This window comes from Microbacterium sp. ARD31 (assembly GCF_031844425.1).
Genome location: NZ_JAUZVE010000002.1, coordinates 461,391 through 478,425, shown reverse-complemented (window position 1 = coordinate 478,425; position 17,035 = coordinate 461,391). Strand labels below are relative to the sequence as shown.

General features: G+C 71.5%; 11 protein-coding genes and 1 other RNA gene. 9 read left to right on the top strand and 3 right to left on the bottom strand.

Going from position 1 to position 17,035, the window contains the following annotated elements:
* Positions 1 to 203 precede the first annotated feature (203 nt).
* The 3 genes from Q9S36_RS08955 to Q9S36_RS08945 are packed head-to-tail and all read right to left on the bottom strand — an operon-like array spanning position 204 to position 4,798.
* Positions 204 to 2,486: a DUF3488 and transglutaminase-like domain-containing protein gene (locus Q9S36_RS08955; protein WP_311284801.1), complete on the bottom strand. Its 2,283-nt coding sequence runs from the start codon at positions 2,484 to 2,486 to the stop codon at positions 204 to 206.
* Positions 2,473 to 3,780 carry a DUF58 domain-containing protein gene (locus Q9S36_RS08950; RefSeq protein WP_311284800.1) on the bottom strand — a complete coding sequence of 436 codons (1,308 nt, stop codon included), beginning with the start codon at positions 3,778 to 3,780 and terminating at the stop codon, positions 2,473 to 2,475. Before Q9S36_RS08950 ends, Q9S36_RS08955 begins: the two co-directional genes overlap by 14 nt.
* 7 nt (positions 3,781 to 3,787) lie before the next feature.
* Positions 3,788 to 4,798, bottom strand: coding sequence for an AAA family ATPase (locus tag Q9S36_RS08945; protein WP_396653735.1), 1,011 nt, complete (start codon positions 4,796 to 4,798; stop codon positions 3,788 to 3,790).
* A 229-nt stretch (positions 4,799 to 5,027) separates the two neighbouring features.
* Here Q9S36_RS08945 and Q9S36_RS08940 point away from each other — a divergent pair, with 229 nt between their 5' ends.
* The 9 genes from Q9S36_RS08940 (at position 5,028) to recR (ending at position 17,025) form a co-directional block, all read left to right on the top strand.
* Complete coding sequence (locus tag Q9S36_RS08940; protein WP_311284799.1) at positions 5,028 to 5,486, top strand: hypothetical protein; 459 nt, start codon at positions 5,028 to 5,030, stop codon at positions 5,484 to 5,486.
* On the top strand, positions 5,486 to 7,168 hold the full coding sequence (locus Q9S36_RS08935; protein ID WP_311284798.1) for a DUF5671 domain-containing protein: 1,683 nt from the start codon (positions 5,486 to 5,488) through the stop codon (positions 7,166 to 7,168). The genes Q9S36_RS08940 and Q9S36_RS08935 overlap by 1 nt, the downstream gene beginning before the upstream one ends.
* Positions 7,169 to 7,191: 23 nt before the next feature.
* Positions 7,192 to 7,288, top strand: an RNA gene (gene ffs / locus Q9S36_RS08930) — signal recognition particle sRNA small type.
* Positions 7,289 to 7,360: 72 nt separating this feature from the next.
* Positions 7,361 to 9,493 carry a phosphate acetyltransferase gene (gene pta, locus Q9S36_RS08925; protein WP_311284797.1) on the top strand — a complete coding sequence of 711 codons (2,133 nt, stop codon included), beginning with the start codon at positions 7,361 to 7,363 and terminating at the stop codon, positions 9,491 to 9,493.
* Positions 9,490 to 10,710 (top strand): acetate kinase, encoded by a 1,221-nt coding sequence (locus Q9S36_RS08920; protein ID WP_311284796.1) that lies wholly within the window; start codon positions 9,490 to 9,492, stop codon positions 10,708 to 10,710. Before pta ends, Q9S36_RS08920 begins: the two co-directional genes overlap by 4 nt.
* A 102-nt stretch (positions 10,711 to 10,812) precedes the next feature.
* Positions 10,813 to 11,598 (top strand): HAD-IA family hydrolase, encoded by a 786-nt coding sequence (locus Q9S36_RS08915; protein ID WP_311284795.1) that lies wholly within the window; start codon positions 10,813 to 10,815, stop codon positions 11,596 to 11,598.
* Positions 11,595 to 14,108, top strand: coding sequence for a glycosyl hydrolase family 65 protein (locus Q9S36_RS08910; protein ID WP_311284794.1), 2,514 nt, complete (start codon positions 11,595 to 11,597; stop codon positions 14,106 to 14,108). The genes Q9S36_RS08915 and Q9S36_RS08910 overlap by 4 nt, the downstream gene beginning before the upstream one ends.
* A gap of 64 nt (positions 14,109 to 14,172) precedes the next feature.
* On the top strand, positions 14,173 to 16,428 hold the full coding sequence (locus Q9S36_RS08905; protein WP_311284793.1) for a DNA polymerase III subunit gamma and tau: 2,256 nt from the start codon (positions 14,173 to 14,175) through the stop codon (positions 16,426 to 16,428).
* A 3-nt stretch (positions 16,429 to 16,431) separates the two neighbouring features.
* Positions 16,432 to 17,025, top strand: a complete 594-nt coding sequence (recR, locus tag Q9S36_RS08900) for a recombination mediator RecR (protein WP_251450824.1) — start codon at positions 16,432 to 16,434, stop codon at positions 17,023 to 17,025.
* Positions 17,026 to 17,035: the final 10 nt, after the last annotated feature.

The window sequence follows — 17,035 nt, the reverse complement described above, 5'->3', positions numbered from 1 at the left end:
ACCAGCGGAATCGCCTTCACCGCGCCCAGCAGCACGGCGTACGGCCTCGGATGGTCGTATGAGGCGGCAGGCACGCGGCCTTCCAGCCTGACCTGGTCGTTCACCTGCTCCTCCGGCGGAAGCGCCGGCGGCAGCACGGGAGGCAGTGGGCTGATCGCTACTGATCGCTTCACGCCGTCGACGCCCTGCGCCGCCGCCCCGGATCAGATCCGGGCGGCGGCGTAGGCCGTTCCGGGGCGGATGATGAGCGACCGTGGAGCCACCGTCGCCAACACGCGGCGCGGTCCGTCGGCCCCGGCCAGCAGCGCGCTGCGGACGGCGGATGCGGCATCCGGGACCCCCTCGCCCGCCCACATCCGTGAGCGACGCGGCGCATAGCTGGTCCGTTCGATCGCCTCGACGAGCCGTCTCATCTCGTCTGCCGGCACGCCGTGGGCATCGACCAAGCGGCTTCCCAGCGCTCGCGGCGACTCTGCGGCCGGCACCGGGATGCCGACATCGATCGCCGTCTCCTGCACCAGGATCCACGCCGCGGCCACATCACCCTCACGCGCCGCCGACAGCTGCCCGCGGCGTCGGAATTCGCGCAGGGCGGCCGGGAGAGTCAGAGCGATCAGGACGACGATGAGGACCAGCAGGGGCGGCCAACCGTCCTCGCCGGTGGTCTGCGTGCCGGTGGCTGTCCCGCCCTCGTCCGCATCCAGACCCGGGGCCGCGCCCGTGGCGCTGGCCGTCGGCGACGCGCTCGGCCCGTCCGTCTCCTCCGGGCCACCGTCCGCGTCACCGGGGCTCTCGGGTGCGGAGCTGAACGCGGTGGGGGAGCCGAGGCTGTTGGTCGGCTCGAACGCCACCCAGCCGACGCCGTCGAAGTACACCTCGGGCCACGCGTGGGTGCGGCTCGTCGACACCGAGTGGACGGTCTGCCGGTCGATGGCGTCCGTCGTCGGAGCTCCCGGGAGGTAGCCGACGACGATCCGCGACGGCATCCCCAGCGTGCGGGCCATGAGCGCGAACGCGGAGGCGTAATGGATGCAGTAGCCCTCGCGCACCTCCAGGAACCGAGCGATCGCCTCGGCGCCGCTGCCGTCGAAACCCTCCTCGACGGGCGCGAAGAGCGAATAGCGGAAGTCGCCGCCGCGGAACCACTGCTGCAGCGCGGCGAGCCGGTCATAGTCCGTCTCGGCCTCGGCGGTCACCTCGCGGGCGAGGTCACGGATGATCGACGGCAGCCCCGCCGGCACCCGCGTGGTGCTGTCCGGCTCGCCCGTCGTCGCGGAGGGAGGTCGGGATGCTTCGCGTGCCCGGATCTGCTCGAGCGTCGGACGCGGCACCTGGGTGACCACCCGGTACTGCTGTCCCTGACTGCTCGCGGTGCGGGCCACCAGCGTGCGGTTGTACGGCACCGCCCCCCACTCGCCCTGGACTCCCGTCACCTCCGTCGCCGGATACGACACCGGAAGCCACGTGGATGACAGATTGCGCACCTCGATGGTGGTCGTCTGCTCGACGGTCTCGATCCCGTCGTCGACCCCGAGGGGCCCGAACCCGTCCGGATCCGTCAGCGGCACGGTCCGGGATCGGTCGGGCAGCCAGACGTCGCCATCGAAGTCGGTGAGCGTCGTCGCACGCAGGTACGGGGGAGCCGGGGCGTCGCTGCGGACCAGCATCACCTCGACCTCGCGCGGACGCCGCAGGTCGCTGCCGAGCTGGAGCGACGCGTCGAGACCGATCCCCGTTCCGTACTCGCCGGCGCCCCCTTTGATGACCGGCTGCGGAAGGGCGGGCGTCACCACGAGGGCGACGACCACCGCGACGGCGCCGATGCCGAGAGCCGTCGCCGTCGCTCCCGTCGGCCCGGCCGTCTCGCGACCTGGACGCGGAGGCGCGAGAGGTTCGCGCGACCTCGTCTCGGCGCGTACGAGATACAGGATCGCCGCGGCCAGCAGGACGAAGGCCGACACATCCGGTTCGACCGGCACCGCGATCGCCGGGATCAGCGAGACCACGATCAGGGCGATCGCGGCCACGAGCGGCATCCGGGCGGTCAGGACGACGTGGTCCACCACGATGGTGAGCAGCCCCGCGGCGCCCACGATCAGGAATCCCAGCGCCGATGTCGCCTGCATGGGAGCGACACCTTCCACGATGTCCTCCATGGCGGCATCCAGCAGCCGGGGTACGAGTTGCACCGAGTCGACCGTGGGGATGACGCCGAACAGCGAGTCGTCTCGAAGGAACACCACACTCATGAAGGCGACCCACAGGACCGCCTCGATGAGGCTGACGGCCACCGCGGGAAGACGCAGGCGCCGCGCGGCGAAGCCGGCGATCAGCAGCGCCGTGATCATGACCACCGTTCCCAGCAGCCATGCACCCGGCGTCACGACCCGCAGCAGCGGCATGAGCGACGCCAGCAGCGCCACGAGGACGCCGACGGTCAGACTGCGCTCGCCGCGACGGCGAGCACGCGGCTCAACGGAGGACATGATCGGTACCCAGGCGGTCGGCTGCGTGCTGTCCGGGCGGGCGCTGCTCGGTGACCCGGTGGTCGGTGCCTCCGTGGACGACCGACGACCAGACGTCCACGAGGTCGGCGTCCGGATCGAGTCTGGCTGCGTGCCAGCCGTCGCGCGCAGCCAGATCGAGCGCGTCGCCGATCGGCGCCACCGCGAGCAGGACCGCTGTGGCCGCGTGGTGCACGATAGGCCCGAGTGCGTCGACGTCCGAGGGGTCGAGCCGCCCGACGATGACGACCACGGGGCCGGTCAGCGTGCCCGCGAACACCTGCGCCAAGCGCCCCAGCGTGTCATCTCGCCTTGCCGTGAGCACGGCGAAGTCGGTGGCGAGATGATCGATCTCGGCGACCTCGCCGCCGTCGATCCTCGCGGTCAGAAGCGCGCCGTCGCTGTCGGCGATGTCGACGCCGTACCCGTCGCGAACGAGCCGGGCGGCGACCGACACGCACGCGGAGACCGCAGCCTCGAACCCGTCGTCGCCGCCGGGTGCGCTCATCGCGTCGGGCGACCAGCGCAGGACGCCGCGATCCAGGATCACCGTCGCTTCGGGCGTGGATTCCTGCTCCTCCTGACGCACCATGAGCTGGTCCCGGTGCGCCGTCGCCCGCCAGTGGATGCGCCGCATGGAGTCGCCGGGCGCGTACGCGCGCGGCGACAGATTGTCGGAACCCTGGCCGAGCTGCTCGTTGGTGACGTGCAGCATCCCCCCGGTCTCGCCGGCGAGGTTCGGCAGCGCCGACAGCTCCACGACGGCCGGTGCCACCGTGACACGGGTGCGGGCGCCGAGCACGATGCTGCGGCGGACGAGCCCGAACGGGTCGCCCACCCGCACGTGCAGAGGGCCGATCGCGTGCACGCCGCGGTGGACGCCGCGCACGTGATACGTCAACTCGACCGTCCGTTCCGCGCCGCGAAGGCCCGAAGAGAGTGCGGGGAACACCCCGCGCGCGTCGCCGGCCAGCCCGTGGGGAAGGGAGTCCTGCCACGTGCCCGCCGCCGTCGGCATCGCGCTTCGCGCACCCACCTGCACCGTCACGTCGGCTCCGCCGCCCACCGGTACGGTGTCGGGCTGCAGGGCGCGCTCGACGCTGTCGGTGCGCTGAGTCAGGTAGAGGGCGACCAGGCTCGCGGCCACGGCCGCCACCAGCAGCATCCCGAAATAGATGAGTTCCACCAGGCCCAGCTCGCTCGCCCCGATGAACGCCGCGGCCGCGAGCGCGATCGCCCCGGTGCCCCGGGGAGTGAACGGCCACAGGCGTTTCATGATCGGGTCACTGACGCGACGCGACCGGGACCCGCACGCCCGCGATGATGCGATCGAGGACGCCCGTGACGGTCTCGGATGCGCTGCGTCCGCGCCCACCCCCGGCCGTCCGCGTGGGGATGAGGCGATGCGCGAACACCGGCACGAGCAGGGCCGACAGGTCGTCGGGGATGACGTAGCCGCGGCCGTCGAGCGCCGCCCACACCTTCGCCGCCCGCACCAGCTGCAGGGTGGCGCGGGGGCTCGCCCCGAGGCGGAGGTCGGGATGCACGCGGGTGGCGTGGGCGAGCGCGACGGCGTACTCCTCGACCGCGGGGGCCACGTGGATCGCGCGGGCCCACGCGATCATGTCCGACACGATCTCGGACGTGACCACCGGGGTGAGCTGGTCGAGCGGGTTCGTCGTCTCGCGCTGGCGGAGCATGAGCGCCTCGGCCTGCGCGTCGGGGTAGCCCATCGACAGGCGCATCATGAAGCGGTCCCGCTGCGCTTCGGGAAGAGCGTACGTGCCCTCCATCTCGAGCGGATTCTGAGTCGCGACCACCAGGAACGGCTGCGGCAGCGGGTGGGTGTGGCCGTCGACGGTGACCTGGCCCTCCTCCATGGCCTCCAGCAGCGCGGACTGGGTCTTGGGGGAGGAGCGGTTGATCTCGTCGGCGATGACGATGTGAGCGAAGATCGCCCCGCGCTTGAACTCGAACTCGCGGTCGACGGGGTTGAACACCGAGACCCCGGTCACGTCGCCCGGAAGCAGGTCGGGGGTGAACTGGATGCGGCGGACCGTGGCGTCCACCGAGGCCGCGAGCGCTCGGGCGAGCATCGTCTTCCCGACGCCGGGGACGTCCTCGATGAGCAGATGCCCCTCGGCGAGGAGGCAGACCAGCGCACCGCGGACCGCGTCGGGCTTGCCGTCGATCACGCGACCGACGGAGTCGAGGATGCCGTGGGTGCGAGCCAGGAATGCGTCCGCCGTCAGGGGGGTTCGCACCCCGGCATCCGTCGTCGCGGTATCAGTCACGGTGACCTCCCCGGTCTTCCCCACAGGCGGACCGAGGGTCGAGCCGACCTCGGGCGACTTCGCCCACCCCGATCGTAACAACGCACGTGCAGCGGTGGGCCGGGGGCGCGAACGCGGCGGTGGGGCGGGTGCCCCGACGCCGGGTGGCCCGCAGCGCCGGCCGGAACGAGCGCGGCGTGCCGGGGCTTTGGTCCCGCGCGGCCCGGGGCGCCGGGTGGATGATGGCGGCATGAGCGAAGATGCCCGGCGTTCCCGCCTCGTCATGATCGCGCTGCTGGCGACGGTGGCTCTGGTCGTGGTCGTCGCCCTGATCGTGGTGTTCACCCGCGGCGGCGCGGCGCAGTTTGACGAGGACACTCCCGAGGGGGTCGTCCAGCGATACAGCCAGGCGGTGGTCGAAGGCGACACCCGGACCGCGCTCGAGTACCTGCCGCCCGATGTGGCGGAGTACTGCGAGCGGGTGACTCCGGGCACCGAGGATCGCCGCGTGACGCTGCTGCAGACCACCGAGCGCGACGACAGCGCGCGCGTCGAGGTGCTCATCGCGACGGTGTACGGGACGGGGCCGCTCGGCAGCGACGAGTACGAGACCGAGGGCGTGTTCGAACTGGTGGCCGCCGACGGCGGCTGGCTCATCGAGACCGCCCCGTGGGAGCTGGCGATCTGCTTCGATTCGGCGGCGCAGTGATGTCCGGCATCGTCCCCTCGGATCCGGCGCCCGAGCCGGCGGCGCAGCCCGGGGCCACGCCGGTGCCCGCCCCGGTCGCCGCCCCGACCGGGCGCGCGCAGTCCGCGGTTCGTCGCGTCCTGGTCTACGTCATCCTGTTCGCCCTCGTGATCGTCACCGCGAACGGCCTGGCGGGGCTTCTCGAGATGCTGTTCTCGACCGGCAGGGTGCTCTCGGGCGGCGACGACCTGCTCGCCCGCTCGCTCGCGTTCACCTTCATCGGCGGACCGCTCCTCGGTGTGCTGTGGTGGTGGCAGCGTCGGCGCTTCGCCGACCCGGCCGAGCGCTCGTCGCTCATGTGGGCGCTGTACCTCGCGGCCATGTCGACGGTGTCGCTCATCGTGGCCACCGTCGCACTCGCGCAGACGGCCACCGACGCGATCGACGGGCGGTGGCAGCCCGGCCCGCCGGCGTTCGGGCTGGTGTGGGCGGGCGTGTGGCTGTGGCACCGGTGGATGCGGCGCAGCGCCCGCACCGCGCCCACGCGTCTTGCGACCGTGCCCGTCGTCCTCGGCGCGGTGTACGGCGTCGCCGTCGTCACGGCCGGCGCGGTGAACGCGCTCGCGACCCTCCTCGAGCAGGCCCTCGGCGGTGTCACTCCGGGGCTCGTCGGGACGACCAGCTGGGGCGTGAGCGTCGCGCAGGCGCTGGTGTGGACGGCGATCGGGGCCCTCGTGTGGTGGGTGCACTGGCACCTCGACCGCGCGAAGGACGCACCCGGCCCGTTCGCGGCCGTGATGCTCGTCGTGGTGATCGCGGTCATCGCCGCGATCACCCTCTTCGCGGTCGGCACGCTGCTGTTCGTGCTCCTGCGCGCGCTGTTCGACACCGATCCGCTCGGCGAGATCCTGCGTCCGGTCGACACCGCGATCGCCGCGGCGCTCATCGGGGGAGTGGTGTGGGCCTTCCACGGTCAGGTGCTGGCCACCCGTCCGGCGCGCACCGGTCGCATCGCGCGACTGATGATCTCGGCGGTCGCGCTCGTGGGCGCCGCCAGCGGCTTCGGCGTCGTCGTCAACGCCCTCCTCGCCACGGCGAGCGCCTCGCTCGTCGACGACGACCCGCGCACGCTCCTGCTCGGGGGTCTCGCGGCGCTCGCGGTCGGCTTCCCGGTGTGGTGGATCGCGTGGCGGCCCACGCGCCCCGTTCCCGACGAACACGCGGCCGGCACGGCGCGACGCGTCTACCTGGTCGCCGTGTTCGGTGCCAGCGCGATCGTGGCGATCGTGACGCTGCTGCTCATCGGCTACCGCCTGTTCGAGCTGCTCCTCGGCAGCGGAGGCGGGTTCATCGAGCGGGTCCGCGCGCCGTTCGGGCTGCTGAGCGCCACCGCCCTCGTGTTCGCCTACCACTTCGCCATCTGGCGGCGGGATCGCCGGGTCGTCCGCGCGACCGCGCCGCGGGTCGCGGTGGGACGCATCGTCCTCGTCGCGACCGACGCGCCCGCCGACCTCGCCCAGCGGCTGCGCACCGACACCGGGGCCGCGCTCACCGTGTGGCGGGCGGCGCCCGCCGTCGCAGGAGGCGTGGACGAGAGCGTCCTCGCACGGCTGCACGAGCAGCTGGCGGGTGTCGAGGCGTCCCGTGTCCTCGCGCTCGTCGAGCCGGACGGGGCGGTGCGGATGGTGCCGCTTTCGGAGTGAGACCGACGACGGGTTACACTGGTGGCAGCTCTCCGCGAGGCGGCATCCAGGCCAACTCCCCCAGGACGGAAACGTAGCAAGGGTAACCAGGCTCTGCCGGGTTCGCGGAGAGTCTTAATTTCCGGCCTGTGAATGTCCCCACCGGGCCCGCGCACCCGCCGCCGGTCAGGCGCCCGCGTCTAGGCTGGCTGCGTGGCGCAGAGCATCTTCATCACGTCGGCCGAAGGACACTCCGGCAAGTCCACCGTCGCGCTCGGCGTCCTCAGCACACTGGCGCACGCGACGCCGCGGGTGGGTGTGTTCCGCGCGATCGCGCGCTCGACGGAGGAGCGCGACTACGTCCTCGAGATGCTCCTCGAACACGACGGCGTCGACCTCGAGTACGACGAGTGCGTCGGCGTGAGCTACGACGACGTCCGACATGATCCGGATGCCGCGCTGGCGACGATCGTGGAACGCTACAAGGCCGTCGAGGCGCAGTGCGATGCCGTGGTGATCCTCGGCAGCGACTACACCGACGTCGGAAGCCCCGCCGAGCTGGCGTACAACGCCCGCATCGCCGCGAACCTCGGGGCCCCCGTGCTGCTGGTCCTCGGCGGCCGGGCCGTCCAGGGGCAGCCCGAGCAGCTCGGCTCTTCGATCCCGCGCACCGCCGCGCAGATGGGGCAGATCGCCGATCTCGCACTGTCAGAGCTCGCGCACGGTCGTGCGGAGCTGTTCGCCGTCGTGGCCAACCGCGCCGACGAGGCGGTGCTCGACGAGATCGTGGCCGCCATCGCCGCGTCGGTCGAGGCCGCCCGGGGCGGACGGGGGGTTCCGGTATGGGCCATCCCCGAAGACCGCTTCCTGGTGTCGCCGTCGATGCGCGACATCATGCGCTCGGTCGACGGCGAGCTGATCGGCGGCGACCCCGAGCTGCTGACCCGCGAGGCGCTCGATGTCGTCATCGCGGGCATGTCGATGGTCAACGTGCTCCCGCGCCTGCTCGAAGGCGCCGTGGTCGTGATCCCCGCCGACCGCTCGGAAGTGCTGCTGGCCACGCTCCTCGCCAACGCCTCCGGTACCTTCCCGTCGGTGTCGGGCATCGTCCTCAACGGCGGTTTCGAGCTGCCCGAGCCCGTCGTCCGACTCCTCGAGGGCCTCGGCTCGAACGTCCCGATCATCACCACCGCCTACGGCACCTACGAGACGGCGGTGCGGGTGATGAACACCCGCGGACGCCTGGCGGCGGACTCCCAGCGCCGCTACGACACGGCGCTGTCGCTGTTCGAGAACAGCGTCGACGCCGACGAGCTGCTGCGCGTCCTCGGCGTCGCGCGGGCCACCGTCGTCACGCCGCTGATGTTCGCCTACCAGCTGGTCGAGCGCGCCCGCGCCGACCGCAAGCGCATCGTCCTCCCGGAGGGCGGTGACGATCGTGTGCTGCGCGCCGCGGCGACCGTGCTCAAGCGCGGCATCGCCGACCTCGTGATCCTCGGCGAGCCCTTCGAGGTACGCGCCCGCGCGATCGAGCTCGGCGTCGACATCCAGGCGGCCGAGGTGCTCTCGCCCTTCGACGCCCCGCACGTGCACCGGTTCGCGGACGAGTACGCGCGCCTGCGCGCCCACAAGGGCGTGACCGTCGAGAAGGCGGCCGACACGGTGACCGACCTCTCCTACTTCGGCACGCTCATGGTGCACATGGGGCTGGCCGACGGGATGGTCTCGGGCGCTGCGCACACGACCGCACACACCATCCGCCCCGCGTTCGAGATCATCAAGACCAAGCCCGGCGTCTCGGTCGTCTCCAGCGTCTTCCTCATGGCGCTCGCCGACCGCGTGCTCGTCTACGGAGACTGCGCCGTCGTTCCGGATCCGACCGCCGAGCAGCTGGCCGACATCGCGATCTCGTCGGCCGCGACCGCGACCCAGTTCGGCATCGAGCCGCGTGTGGCCATGCTGTCGTACTCGACGGGGGAATCCGGGTCCGGCGCCGACGTCGAGAAGGTGCGAGCGGCCACCGCGCTCGTCCGCGAGCGCGCCCCGGAGCTCCCCGTGGAGGGCCCCATCCAGTACGACGCCGCAGCCGACGTCGCGGTCGCCGCGGCGAAGATGCCGGGGTCCGCGGTCGCCGGGCGGGCGACGGTGTTCGTCTTCCCCGACCTCAACACCGGCAACAACACCTACAAGGCCGTGCAGCGCTCCGCGGGTGCCGTGGCCATCGGACCGGTCCTGCAGGGGCTGAACAAGCCCATCAACGACCTGTCGCGCGGCGCTCTGGTCGACGACATCGTCAACACGATCGCGATCACCGCGATCCAGGCTCAGGGAACGGCATCCGAATGACCCCCGTCCTCGTCGTGAACAGCGGCTCGTCCTCCTTCAAGTACCAGCTGATCGACATGGACGCGGAGACCGTCCTCGCCTCGGGGCTGGTCGAGCGCATCGGCGAGGGCACCGGCCGTGCCACCCACACGGTGCCGGCCCCGGCCGGGGGCGAGGCCGCGTACACGGACGCCACCTACACCCGCGAGCAGCCGATCGCCGATCACACCGCCGGGTTCGCCGTCATGCTCGAGGCCTTCGCCCAGGACGGGCCGTCGCTCGACGACAGCCCGCCGATCGCCGTCGGCCACCGCGTCGTCCACGGCGGCGCGCGCTTCTTCGAGCCGACGCCGGTCACGCCCCTGGTCGAGATCAACATCGACGAGCTGAGCGTGCTGGCTCCGCTGCACAACCCCGCAAATCTCGCCGGCATCGCCGCGGCCAGGAAGGCGTTCCCCGACGTCCCCCACGTCGCGGTGTTCGACACGGCGTTCCACCAGAGTCTCCCCCCTGCGGCCTACACCTACGCGATCGACGCCGAGCTCGCGGCATCCCATCGCATCCGGCGTTACGGATTCCACGGCACCAGCCACAAGTTCGTCAGCGAGACCGCGGCGGCGCACGTGGGGCGCCCGCTCGATCAGCTGCGGCAGATCGTGTTCCACCTCGGCAACGGCGCGTCCGTCACCGCCGTCGACGGGGGACGCAGCGTCGAGACCTCGATGGGGCTGACCCCGCTGGAAGGCCTCGTGATGGGCACCCGCTCGGGCGACGTCGATCCGGCCGTGCTGTTCCACCTCTCGCGACGGGCGGGCATGTCGATCGACGACCTCGACACGCTGCTCAACAAGCGCAGCGGCCTGCAGGGGCTCGCGGGCGTCTCGGACATGCGCGACATCGAGGCGGGCGTCGAGCGGGGGGATGCCGCGGCCGCACTCGCGTTCGACGTCTACATCCATCGTCTGCGGGCCTATGCCGGCGCCTACCTCGCCCAGCTGGGCGGCGTGGACGTGATCTCGTTCACCGCGGGGGTCGGCGAGAACTCCGCGCGCGTGCGCGCGGCCGCCGTCGAGACCCTCGGGTTCGCCGGCGTCGAGCTGGATCCGCAGCGCAATCAGGCAAAGGAGCGGGGCGTCCGGCGCATCTCGACGGACGACTCCGGCGTGGTCGTGCTCGTGGTTCCGACCAACGAGGAGCTCGAGATCGCGCGGCAGACCCTGGCCGTCGCCCGCGCGTGATCCGCGCGCGTTCTCGACGGCCCGCCACCGCGACTACGCTTGGCTCACGGCACGCTGAGGAGCCGCCCGTTCACCCGCATTCCGTCCGACGCCGGAGGTTCCGTGTCCGCTGACGCGCTGCCCGATCTGACCACGTACGACGCCGTCCTGTTCGACCTCGACGGTGTGCTCACGCCCACCGCCGAAGTCCACATGCACGCGTGGCAGACCATGTTCCAGGAGCTCTTCGAGGACTGGAGCATCACGCCCGCGTACACCGAGCGGGACTACTTCGACTACCTCGACGGCAAGAAGCGCTACGACGGCGTGGCGAGCCTGCTGCGCTCCCGCGACGTCGAGGTGCCGTGGGGCGAGCCGAGCGACCCGCCGACCGCCGATACGGTGTGCGGGATCGGCAATCGCAAGAACGCCTTCTTCGAGCGCGTGCTGCGCGATGAGGGCATCGCCCCCTACCCGGGCTCGCTCGAACTCCTCGACCGGCTCGCGGCCGCGGGCACGCCCGTGGCCGTCGTCTCGAGCTCGAAGAACGCCGAAGAGGTCCTCGGGGTCGCCGGCATCCGCGAGCGCTTCCCGGTCGTCATGGACGGCGTGATCGCCGAGCGCGACAACCTCGCCTCCAAGCCCGCACCGGACGTTTTCGTCGAGGCGGCCCGGATGCTGGGCGTCGACCCGGCGTCCTCCGCCGCCGTCGAGGACGCCCTCAGCGGCGTCCGCTCCGCCGCCGCCGGCGGGTTCGCGCTCGTGGTGGGCGTGGACCGGGGCGTCGGCGCGCAGGTGCTCTTCGACGCCGGAGCCCATGTCGTCGTCGAAGACCTGGCAGAACTCCTCCCGGCCGTGGGAACCGGCATCCGACCCTCTGTCGACCCTGACGAACAGGCACGCGCATGATCGACCGCGATCGCTTTCCCGTCGACCCGTGGAAGCTCGTCGAGACCAGCTTCTCGATGGACGACATGGGAGTCACCGAGACCCTCTTCGCCATCGGCAACGGCTACCTCGGCCTGCGCGGCAATCACCCCGAGGGCCGGTGGGCGCACGAGCACGGGACCTTCATCAACGGGTTCCATGAGACGTTCCCGATCCGTCACGCCGAGAACGCGTACGGATTCGCCGAGACGGGCCAGACCATCGTCAACGCGCCGGACGCGAAGATCATGCGCGTCTACGTCGACGACGAGCCGCTGTCGTTCGACGTCGCCGACCTGCGCGAGTACCGGCGGGAGCTCGACATGCGCGACGGCGTGCTGCGCCGGTCGCTGCTGTGGACCACCCCGTCCGGCAAGGACGTGCGCATCGAGTTCGAGCGCATGGTCAGCTTCGAGGAGAAGCACCTCGCGATGATGCGCGTCGAGGTCACCGTCCTCAACGGGGACGCGCCCGTCGCGGTGAACTGCCAGATCATCAACCGGCAGGACGGCGAAGACGTCTACGGCGGCACGCCCAGCGCATCTCGCAAGGCCGGGTTCGACCCGCGCAAGGCGGAGAAGATCGACGGCCAGCGCGTCCTGCAGCCGCAGGAGTACTGGCAGGACGGCGCCCGCACCGCGATGTCGTATCGCGTGACCGAGTCGGGCATGACGATCGCCGTGGCCGCCGACCACGTCATCGAGACCGAGAACGAGTACAACCTGCGGCGACTCATCGAGCCGGACATCGCCAAGGACGTCTTCCGCGTCGAGGCCAAAGCCGGGGTGCCGATCACGATCACGAAGTTCGTGAGCTACCACACCTCGCGCGGCGTTCCCGCGCGGGAGCTCGTGGACCGCTGCCGGCGTACGCTCGACCGGGCCGCGGCCGAGGGTGTCGAGCTGCTGCGCGAGCGGCAGCGTGCCTGGCTCGACGGATTCTGGGAGCGCTCGGACGTCGCCATCGGCGGTCAGGACGAGCTGCAGCAGGCGACACGGTGGTGCCTGTTCCAGCTCGCACAGGCCACCGCCCGCGCCGACGGGCTCGGGGTTCCCGCCAAGGGCATGACCGGCTCGGGCTACAGCGGTCACTACTTCTGGGACACCGAGATCTACGTCCTGCCGTTCCTGGCCTACACGACCCCGCAATGGGCTCGGAACGCCCTGCGCATGCGGTACCTGATGCTCCCGGCTGCACGCCGACGCGCCTTCCAGCTGAACGAGGCGGGCGCGCTCTTCCCCTGGCGGACCATCAACGGCGAGGAGGCCTCGGCCTACTACGCCGCCGGCACCGCGCAGTACCACATCAACGCCGACGTCTCGTTCGCACTGGCCAAGTACGTCCGCGCCACCGGCGACGAGGAGTTCCTGCGCCGCGAGGGTGTCGACATCGCCGTCGAGACGGCCAGGCTGTGGACGACGCTCGGATTCTGGCGCACGGTCGATGAGGTCGAGACGACCTTCCACATCCACGGCGTCACCGGGCCCGACGAGTACACCACCGTCGTCAACGACAACCTGTTCACCAACGTCATGGCCCGCTTCAACCTCCGTTTCGCCGCGCGCACCGTCCGCGAGATGGCAGAGGTCGACGGCGAGATCTACCGCGAGATGGTGGCGCGGCTGAACCTCGAGGACGGCGAGCCCGAGGCCTGGGAGCGCGCCGCCGAGGCGATGCACATCCCGTTCAGTGAAGCCGCCGGCATCCACCCGCAGGATCACGTGTTCCTCGAGCGCGAGATCTGGGACCTCGAGAACACCCCCGACGACAAGCGTCCGCTCCTGCTGCATTTCCACCCGCTGGTGATCTACCGCTACCAGGTGCTCAAGCAGGCCGATGTCGTGCTCGCCCTGTTCCTGCAGGGGAACCACTTCTCGGACGAGGACAAGCTCGCCGACTTCGAGTACTACGACCCGCTGACCACGGGCGACTCGACCCTGTCGGCGGTCGTGCAGGCGATCCTCGCGGCCGAGGTCGGGTATCAGGACCTCGCGCTGGAGTACTTCACCGAAGCGACCTTCGTCGACCTCGCCGATCTGCACCACAACGCCGCCGATGGTGTGCACGTGGCCTCGGCGGGTGGGGTGTGGACGGCGCTGGTGTGCGGTTTCGGCGGCATGCGCGACCACTTCGGCGAACTGTCGTTCGACCCGCGTCTGCCCGCGGCGTGGCCGTCGCTGTCATTCGTCCTCCACTGGCACGGCACGCGGCTCACCGTCACGATCGAGCGCACGTCGATGACCGTGACCGCCGGCGACGGCGACCCGGTCGCGTTCAGCGTGCGCGGCAAGGGCTACATGATCGGCGGCGGCGAGCAGGTCGTGGTGCCGCTCGCCGATCAGGGGCCGGTCATTCCGGGGCGCCCGTCGCTGCGTCAATTCGCGGACGTGCGTCGCGAAGACGGCTCGCACCTGTCGGCGTCCGTTCCCGCCGTCACCACGTCGATCCCGGTGATCTCGATGTCGGAGGTCGAGCACGGATCCGACACCTGAGCGGGCGCGTGCGGCCGTCCACACCTCTCGTCGCGATGTCGCGGGCACGCCGTAGGCTGGGGGAGTGACCACCGCTCTGTATCGCCGCTACCGTCCCGAGGCGTTCGGCGAGATGATCGGGCAGGCTCAGGTGACCGAGCCCCTCATGACCGCACTGCGCGGCGACCGCGTGGGTCATGCCTACCTGTTCTCGGGTCCGCGCGGATGCGGCAAGACGACGTCGGCGCGGATCCTCGCGCGCTGTCTCAACTGCGCCCAGGGGCCCACCGACACCCCGTGCGGCGAGTGCGACAGCTGCGTCGAACTCGGTCGCGGCGGGGGAGGATCCCTCGACGTGGTCGAGATCGACGCCGCCAGCCACAACGGCGTCGACGACGCCCGAGACCTTCGCGAGCGCGCGGTGTTCGCGCCCGCGCGCGACCGCTTCAAGATCTTCATCCTCGACGAGGCGCACATGGTGACCCCGCAGGGCTTCAACGCCCTGCTGAAGCTGGTGGAAGAGCCTCCCGACCATGTGAAGTTCATCTTCGCCACGACCGAACCCGAGAAGGTCATCGGCACCATCCGGTCGCGGACGCACCACTACCCGTTCCGTCTGGTTCCGCCCGCAGCGATGCTCGAGTACGTGCAGGAGCTGTGCGCGTCCGAGAAGGTCACCGTCGAGGCGGGGGTCCTGCCGCTCGTCGTGCGCGCGGGCGGCGGATCGCCGCGAGACACCCTGTCGCTGCTCGACCAGCTGATCGCGGGCTCCGAGATGACGGACGCCGGTGTGATCGTCGGCTACGAGCGAGCGGTCTCGCTGCTCGGCTACACCCACGCCGAACTCCTCGACGAGGTCGTCGACGCGTTCGCCTCGGCCGACCCCGCCGCGGCCTTCAGTGCCGTCGACCGGGTCGTGCAGACCGGGCAGGATCCGCGCCGTTTCGTGGACGATCTGCTGGAGCGCCTGCGCGATCTGATCGTCGTCGCCGCCACAGGGCAGGGTGCGTCCGCCGTGCTGCGCGGCGTCTCGGCGGAAGACCTGGCGACCATGCAGCGCCAGGCCGACGCGTTCGGCGCCACCCGCCTGTCGCGGACCGCCGACATCGTCATCGCCGCACTCGACGAGATGAGCGGAGCGACGTCCCCCCGCCTGCAGCTCGAACTCATGATCGCTCGCGTGCTCGCGCACGCCCCGGCCGCCCAGGGGGGCGCTGCTCCCGCAGCCGCGCCGGCTCCCGCTGCTGCGGCAGCCGCGCCGGCTCCTGCGGCCGCGCCGCCCGTCTCCACCCCGTCGGCGCCCGCATCGGCGGCGCCCGCCTCCACCCCGCCGGCTGTCTCGACGCCCGCCGCGGGACCTGCCCCGCAGGCACCGGTCTCGGCGGCGCCCTCTCCGCAGGTGAGTGCGGCGCCCGCGTCACCGGAACCGCCTGCTGTCGCGGTGCCGGATGCGCCCGCGCCCGCGCCGGCGCCGAGCGGCCCCGTCACCGTGCAGCGCATGCGCGACGCGTGGCCCGAAGTGCTGGCCCGGCTCGAAGACATCAGCCGCACCTCCTGGCTCATAGCGACCGGTGCGCGCGTCGCCGACTTCGACGCCGACGTCCTCACCCTCTCGTTCCAGAGCCAGAAGGACGTCGCCACCTTCAAGCAGCGCTCGGCGGGGTCGGGTCCGAGCGAGGATCTTCGCACGGCGATCCTGGCCGTGCTCGGCATCCGGGTCAAGTACCTCGCCAAGCACGAAGGCGAGGGCTCCTCCGACGGCGGCGGGGACCCGGGCGGCTCCGGAGGACCCGGCGGTCCTCCCGACAGCCCGCAGGCCCCGGTTCCCCCCGGCGACGGCCGTGGTGCGTCATCGCCTCCGGGAGAAACCGTGACGGCGGGGACGTCCGCCCCGGCTCGTTCGTCGGCCTCGACGCGGCCCTCCACTCGCGCACAGCAGACGGCGCCGGCGTCGACCGAGCCGGTCACCGACTGGGCGGTCGCTCCCATCCCCGGCGGCAACGGAGTGGCGCAGTTCGCCGTCGACGACGAGCCCGAGGATGCCGCGCCGACCGCGCGCGCGCAGGTGGCCACCCTGGCCCCGGCACGCGACGGCGTGGTGCTCGCGCCGACCGACGTCGAGAACTCGCACGTCGCCGATCCGCAGGACGACGAGGACGAGCCCGCGCCCGAGGTGCCCGCGGACGATGTCCCCGTTCCACCCGTGGTGGCGCCGCGCCTTCCGCAGACCACCACCCGCGATGACGGGGTCCAGCGCTACGGCGAAGCGGTGGTCCGGCAGGTGCTCGGTGCGCGCTTCGTACGCGAAGAGCCCTACGAGGCACCCACGAGGTTCAACTAGGCCATGTACGACGGCATCGTCCAAGACCTGATCGACGAGTTCGGACGCCTTCCCGGCATCGGACCCAAGTCGGCCCAGCGCATCACGTTCCACATCCTGCAGACCCCGAACTTCGACGTGTCGCACCTCGCGGAGCTGCTGCGCGACGTGCGCGACAAGGTGCGCTTCTGCGACATCTGCGGCAACGTCAGCGAGCAGGAGCGCTGCGGCATCTGCCGCGACCCGCGTCGCAATCCCGCGCTCATCTGCGTCGTGGAAGACGCCAAGGACGTCGCGGCGATCGAGCGGACGCGCGAGTTCCGCGGCCTGTACCACGTGCTCGGGGGAGCGATCAGTCCGATCGCGGGCGTCGGCCCCGACGACCTGCGCATCACCCAGCTGATGCAGCGACTGGCCGACGGCACCGTGCAGGAGGTCATCATCGCCACCAACCCCAACCTCGAAGGCGAGGCGACGGCGACATATCTCAGCCGTCTGCTGCACACTCTCGAGATCGCCGTCACGCGCCTCGCCTCCGGACTGCCGGTGGGCGGCGACCTGGAGTACGCCGACGAGGTCACCCTCGGCCGCGCCTTCGAGGGTCGCCGGTCGGTCTGAGCGGGGGAGA

Excerpts from the sequence above, each read along its gene's own strand:
- Q9S36_RS08955 (WP_311284801.1), bottom strand. The coding sequence starts at position 2,486 with ATGTCCTCCGTTGAGCCGCGTGCTCGCCGTCGCGGCGAGCGCAGTCTG.
- Q9S36_RS08950 (WP_311284800.1), bottom strand. The coding sequence starts at position 3,780 with ATGAAACGCCTGTGGCCGTTCACTCCCCGGGGCACCGGGGCGATCGCG.
- Q9S36_RS08940 (WP_311284799.1), top strand. The coding sequence starts at position 5,028 with ATGAGCGAAGATGCCCGGCGTTCCCGCCTCGTCATGATCGCGCTGCTG.
- Q9S36_RS08935 (WP_311284798.1), top strand. The coding sequence starts at position 5,486 with ATGTCCGGCATCGTCCCCTCGGATCCGGCGCCCGAGCCGGCGGCGCAG.
- Q9S36_RS08920 (WP_311284796.1), top strand. The coding sequence starts at position 9,490 with ATGACCCCCGTCCTCGTCGTGAACAGCGGCTCGTCCTCCTTCAAGTAC.
- Q9S36_RS08910 (WP_311284794.1), top strand. The coding sequence starts at position 11,595 with ATGATCGACCGCGATCGCTTTCCCGTCGACCCGTGGAAGCTCGTCGAG.
- recR (WP_251450824.1), top strand. The coding sequence starts at position 16,432 with ATGTACGACGGCATCGTCCAAGACCTGATCGACGAGTTCGGACGCCTT.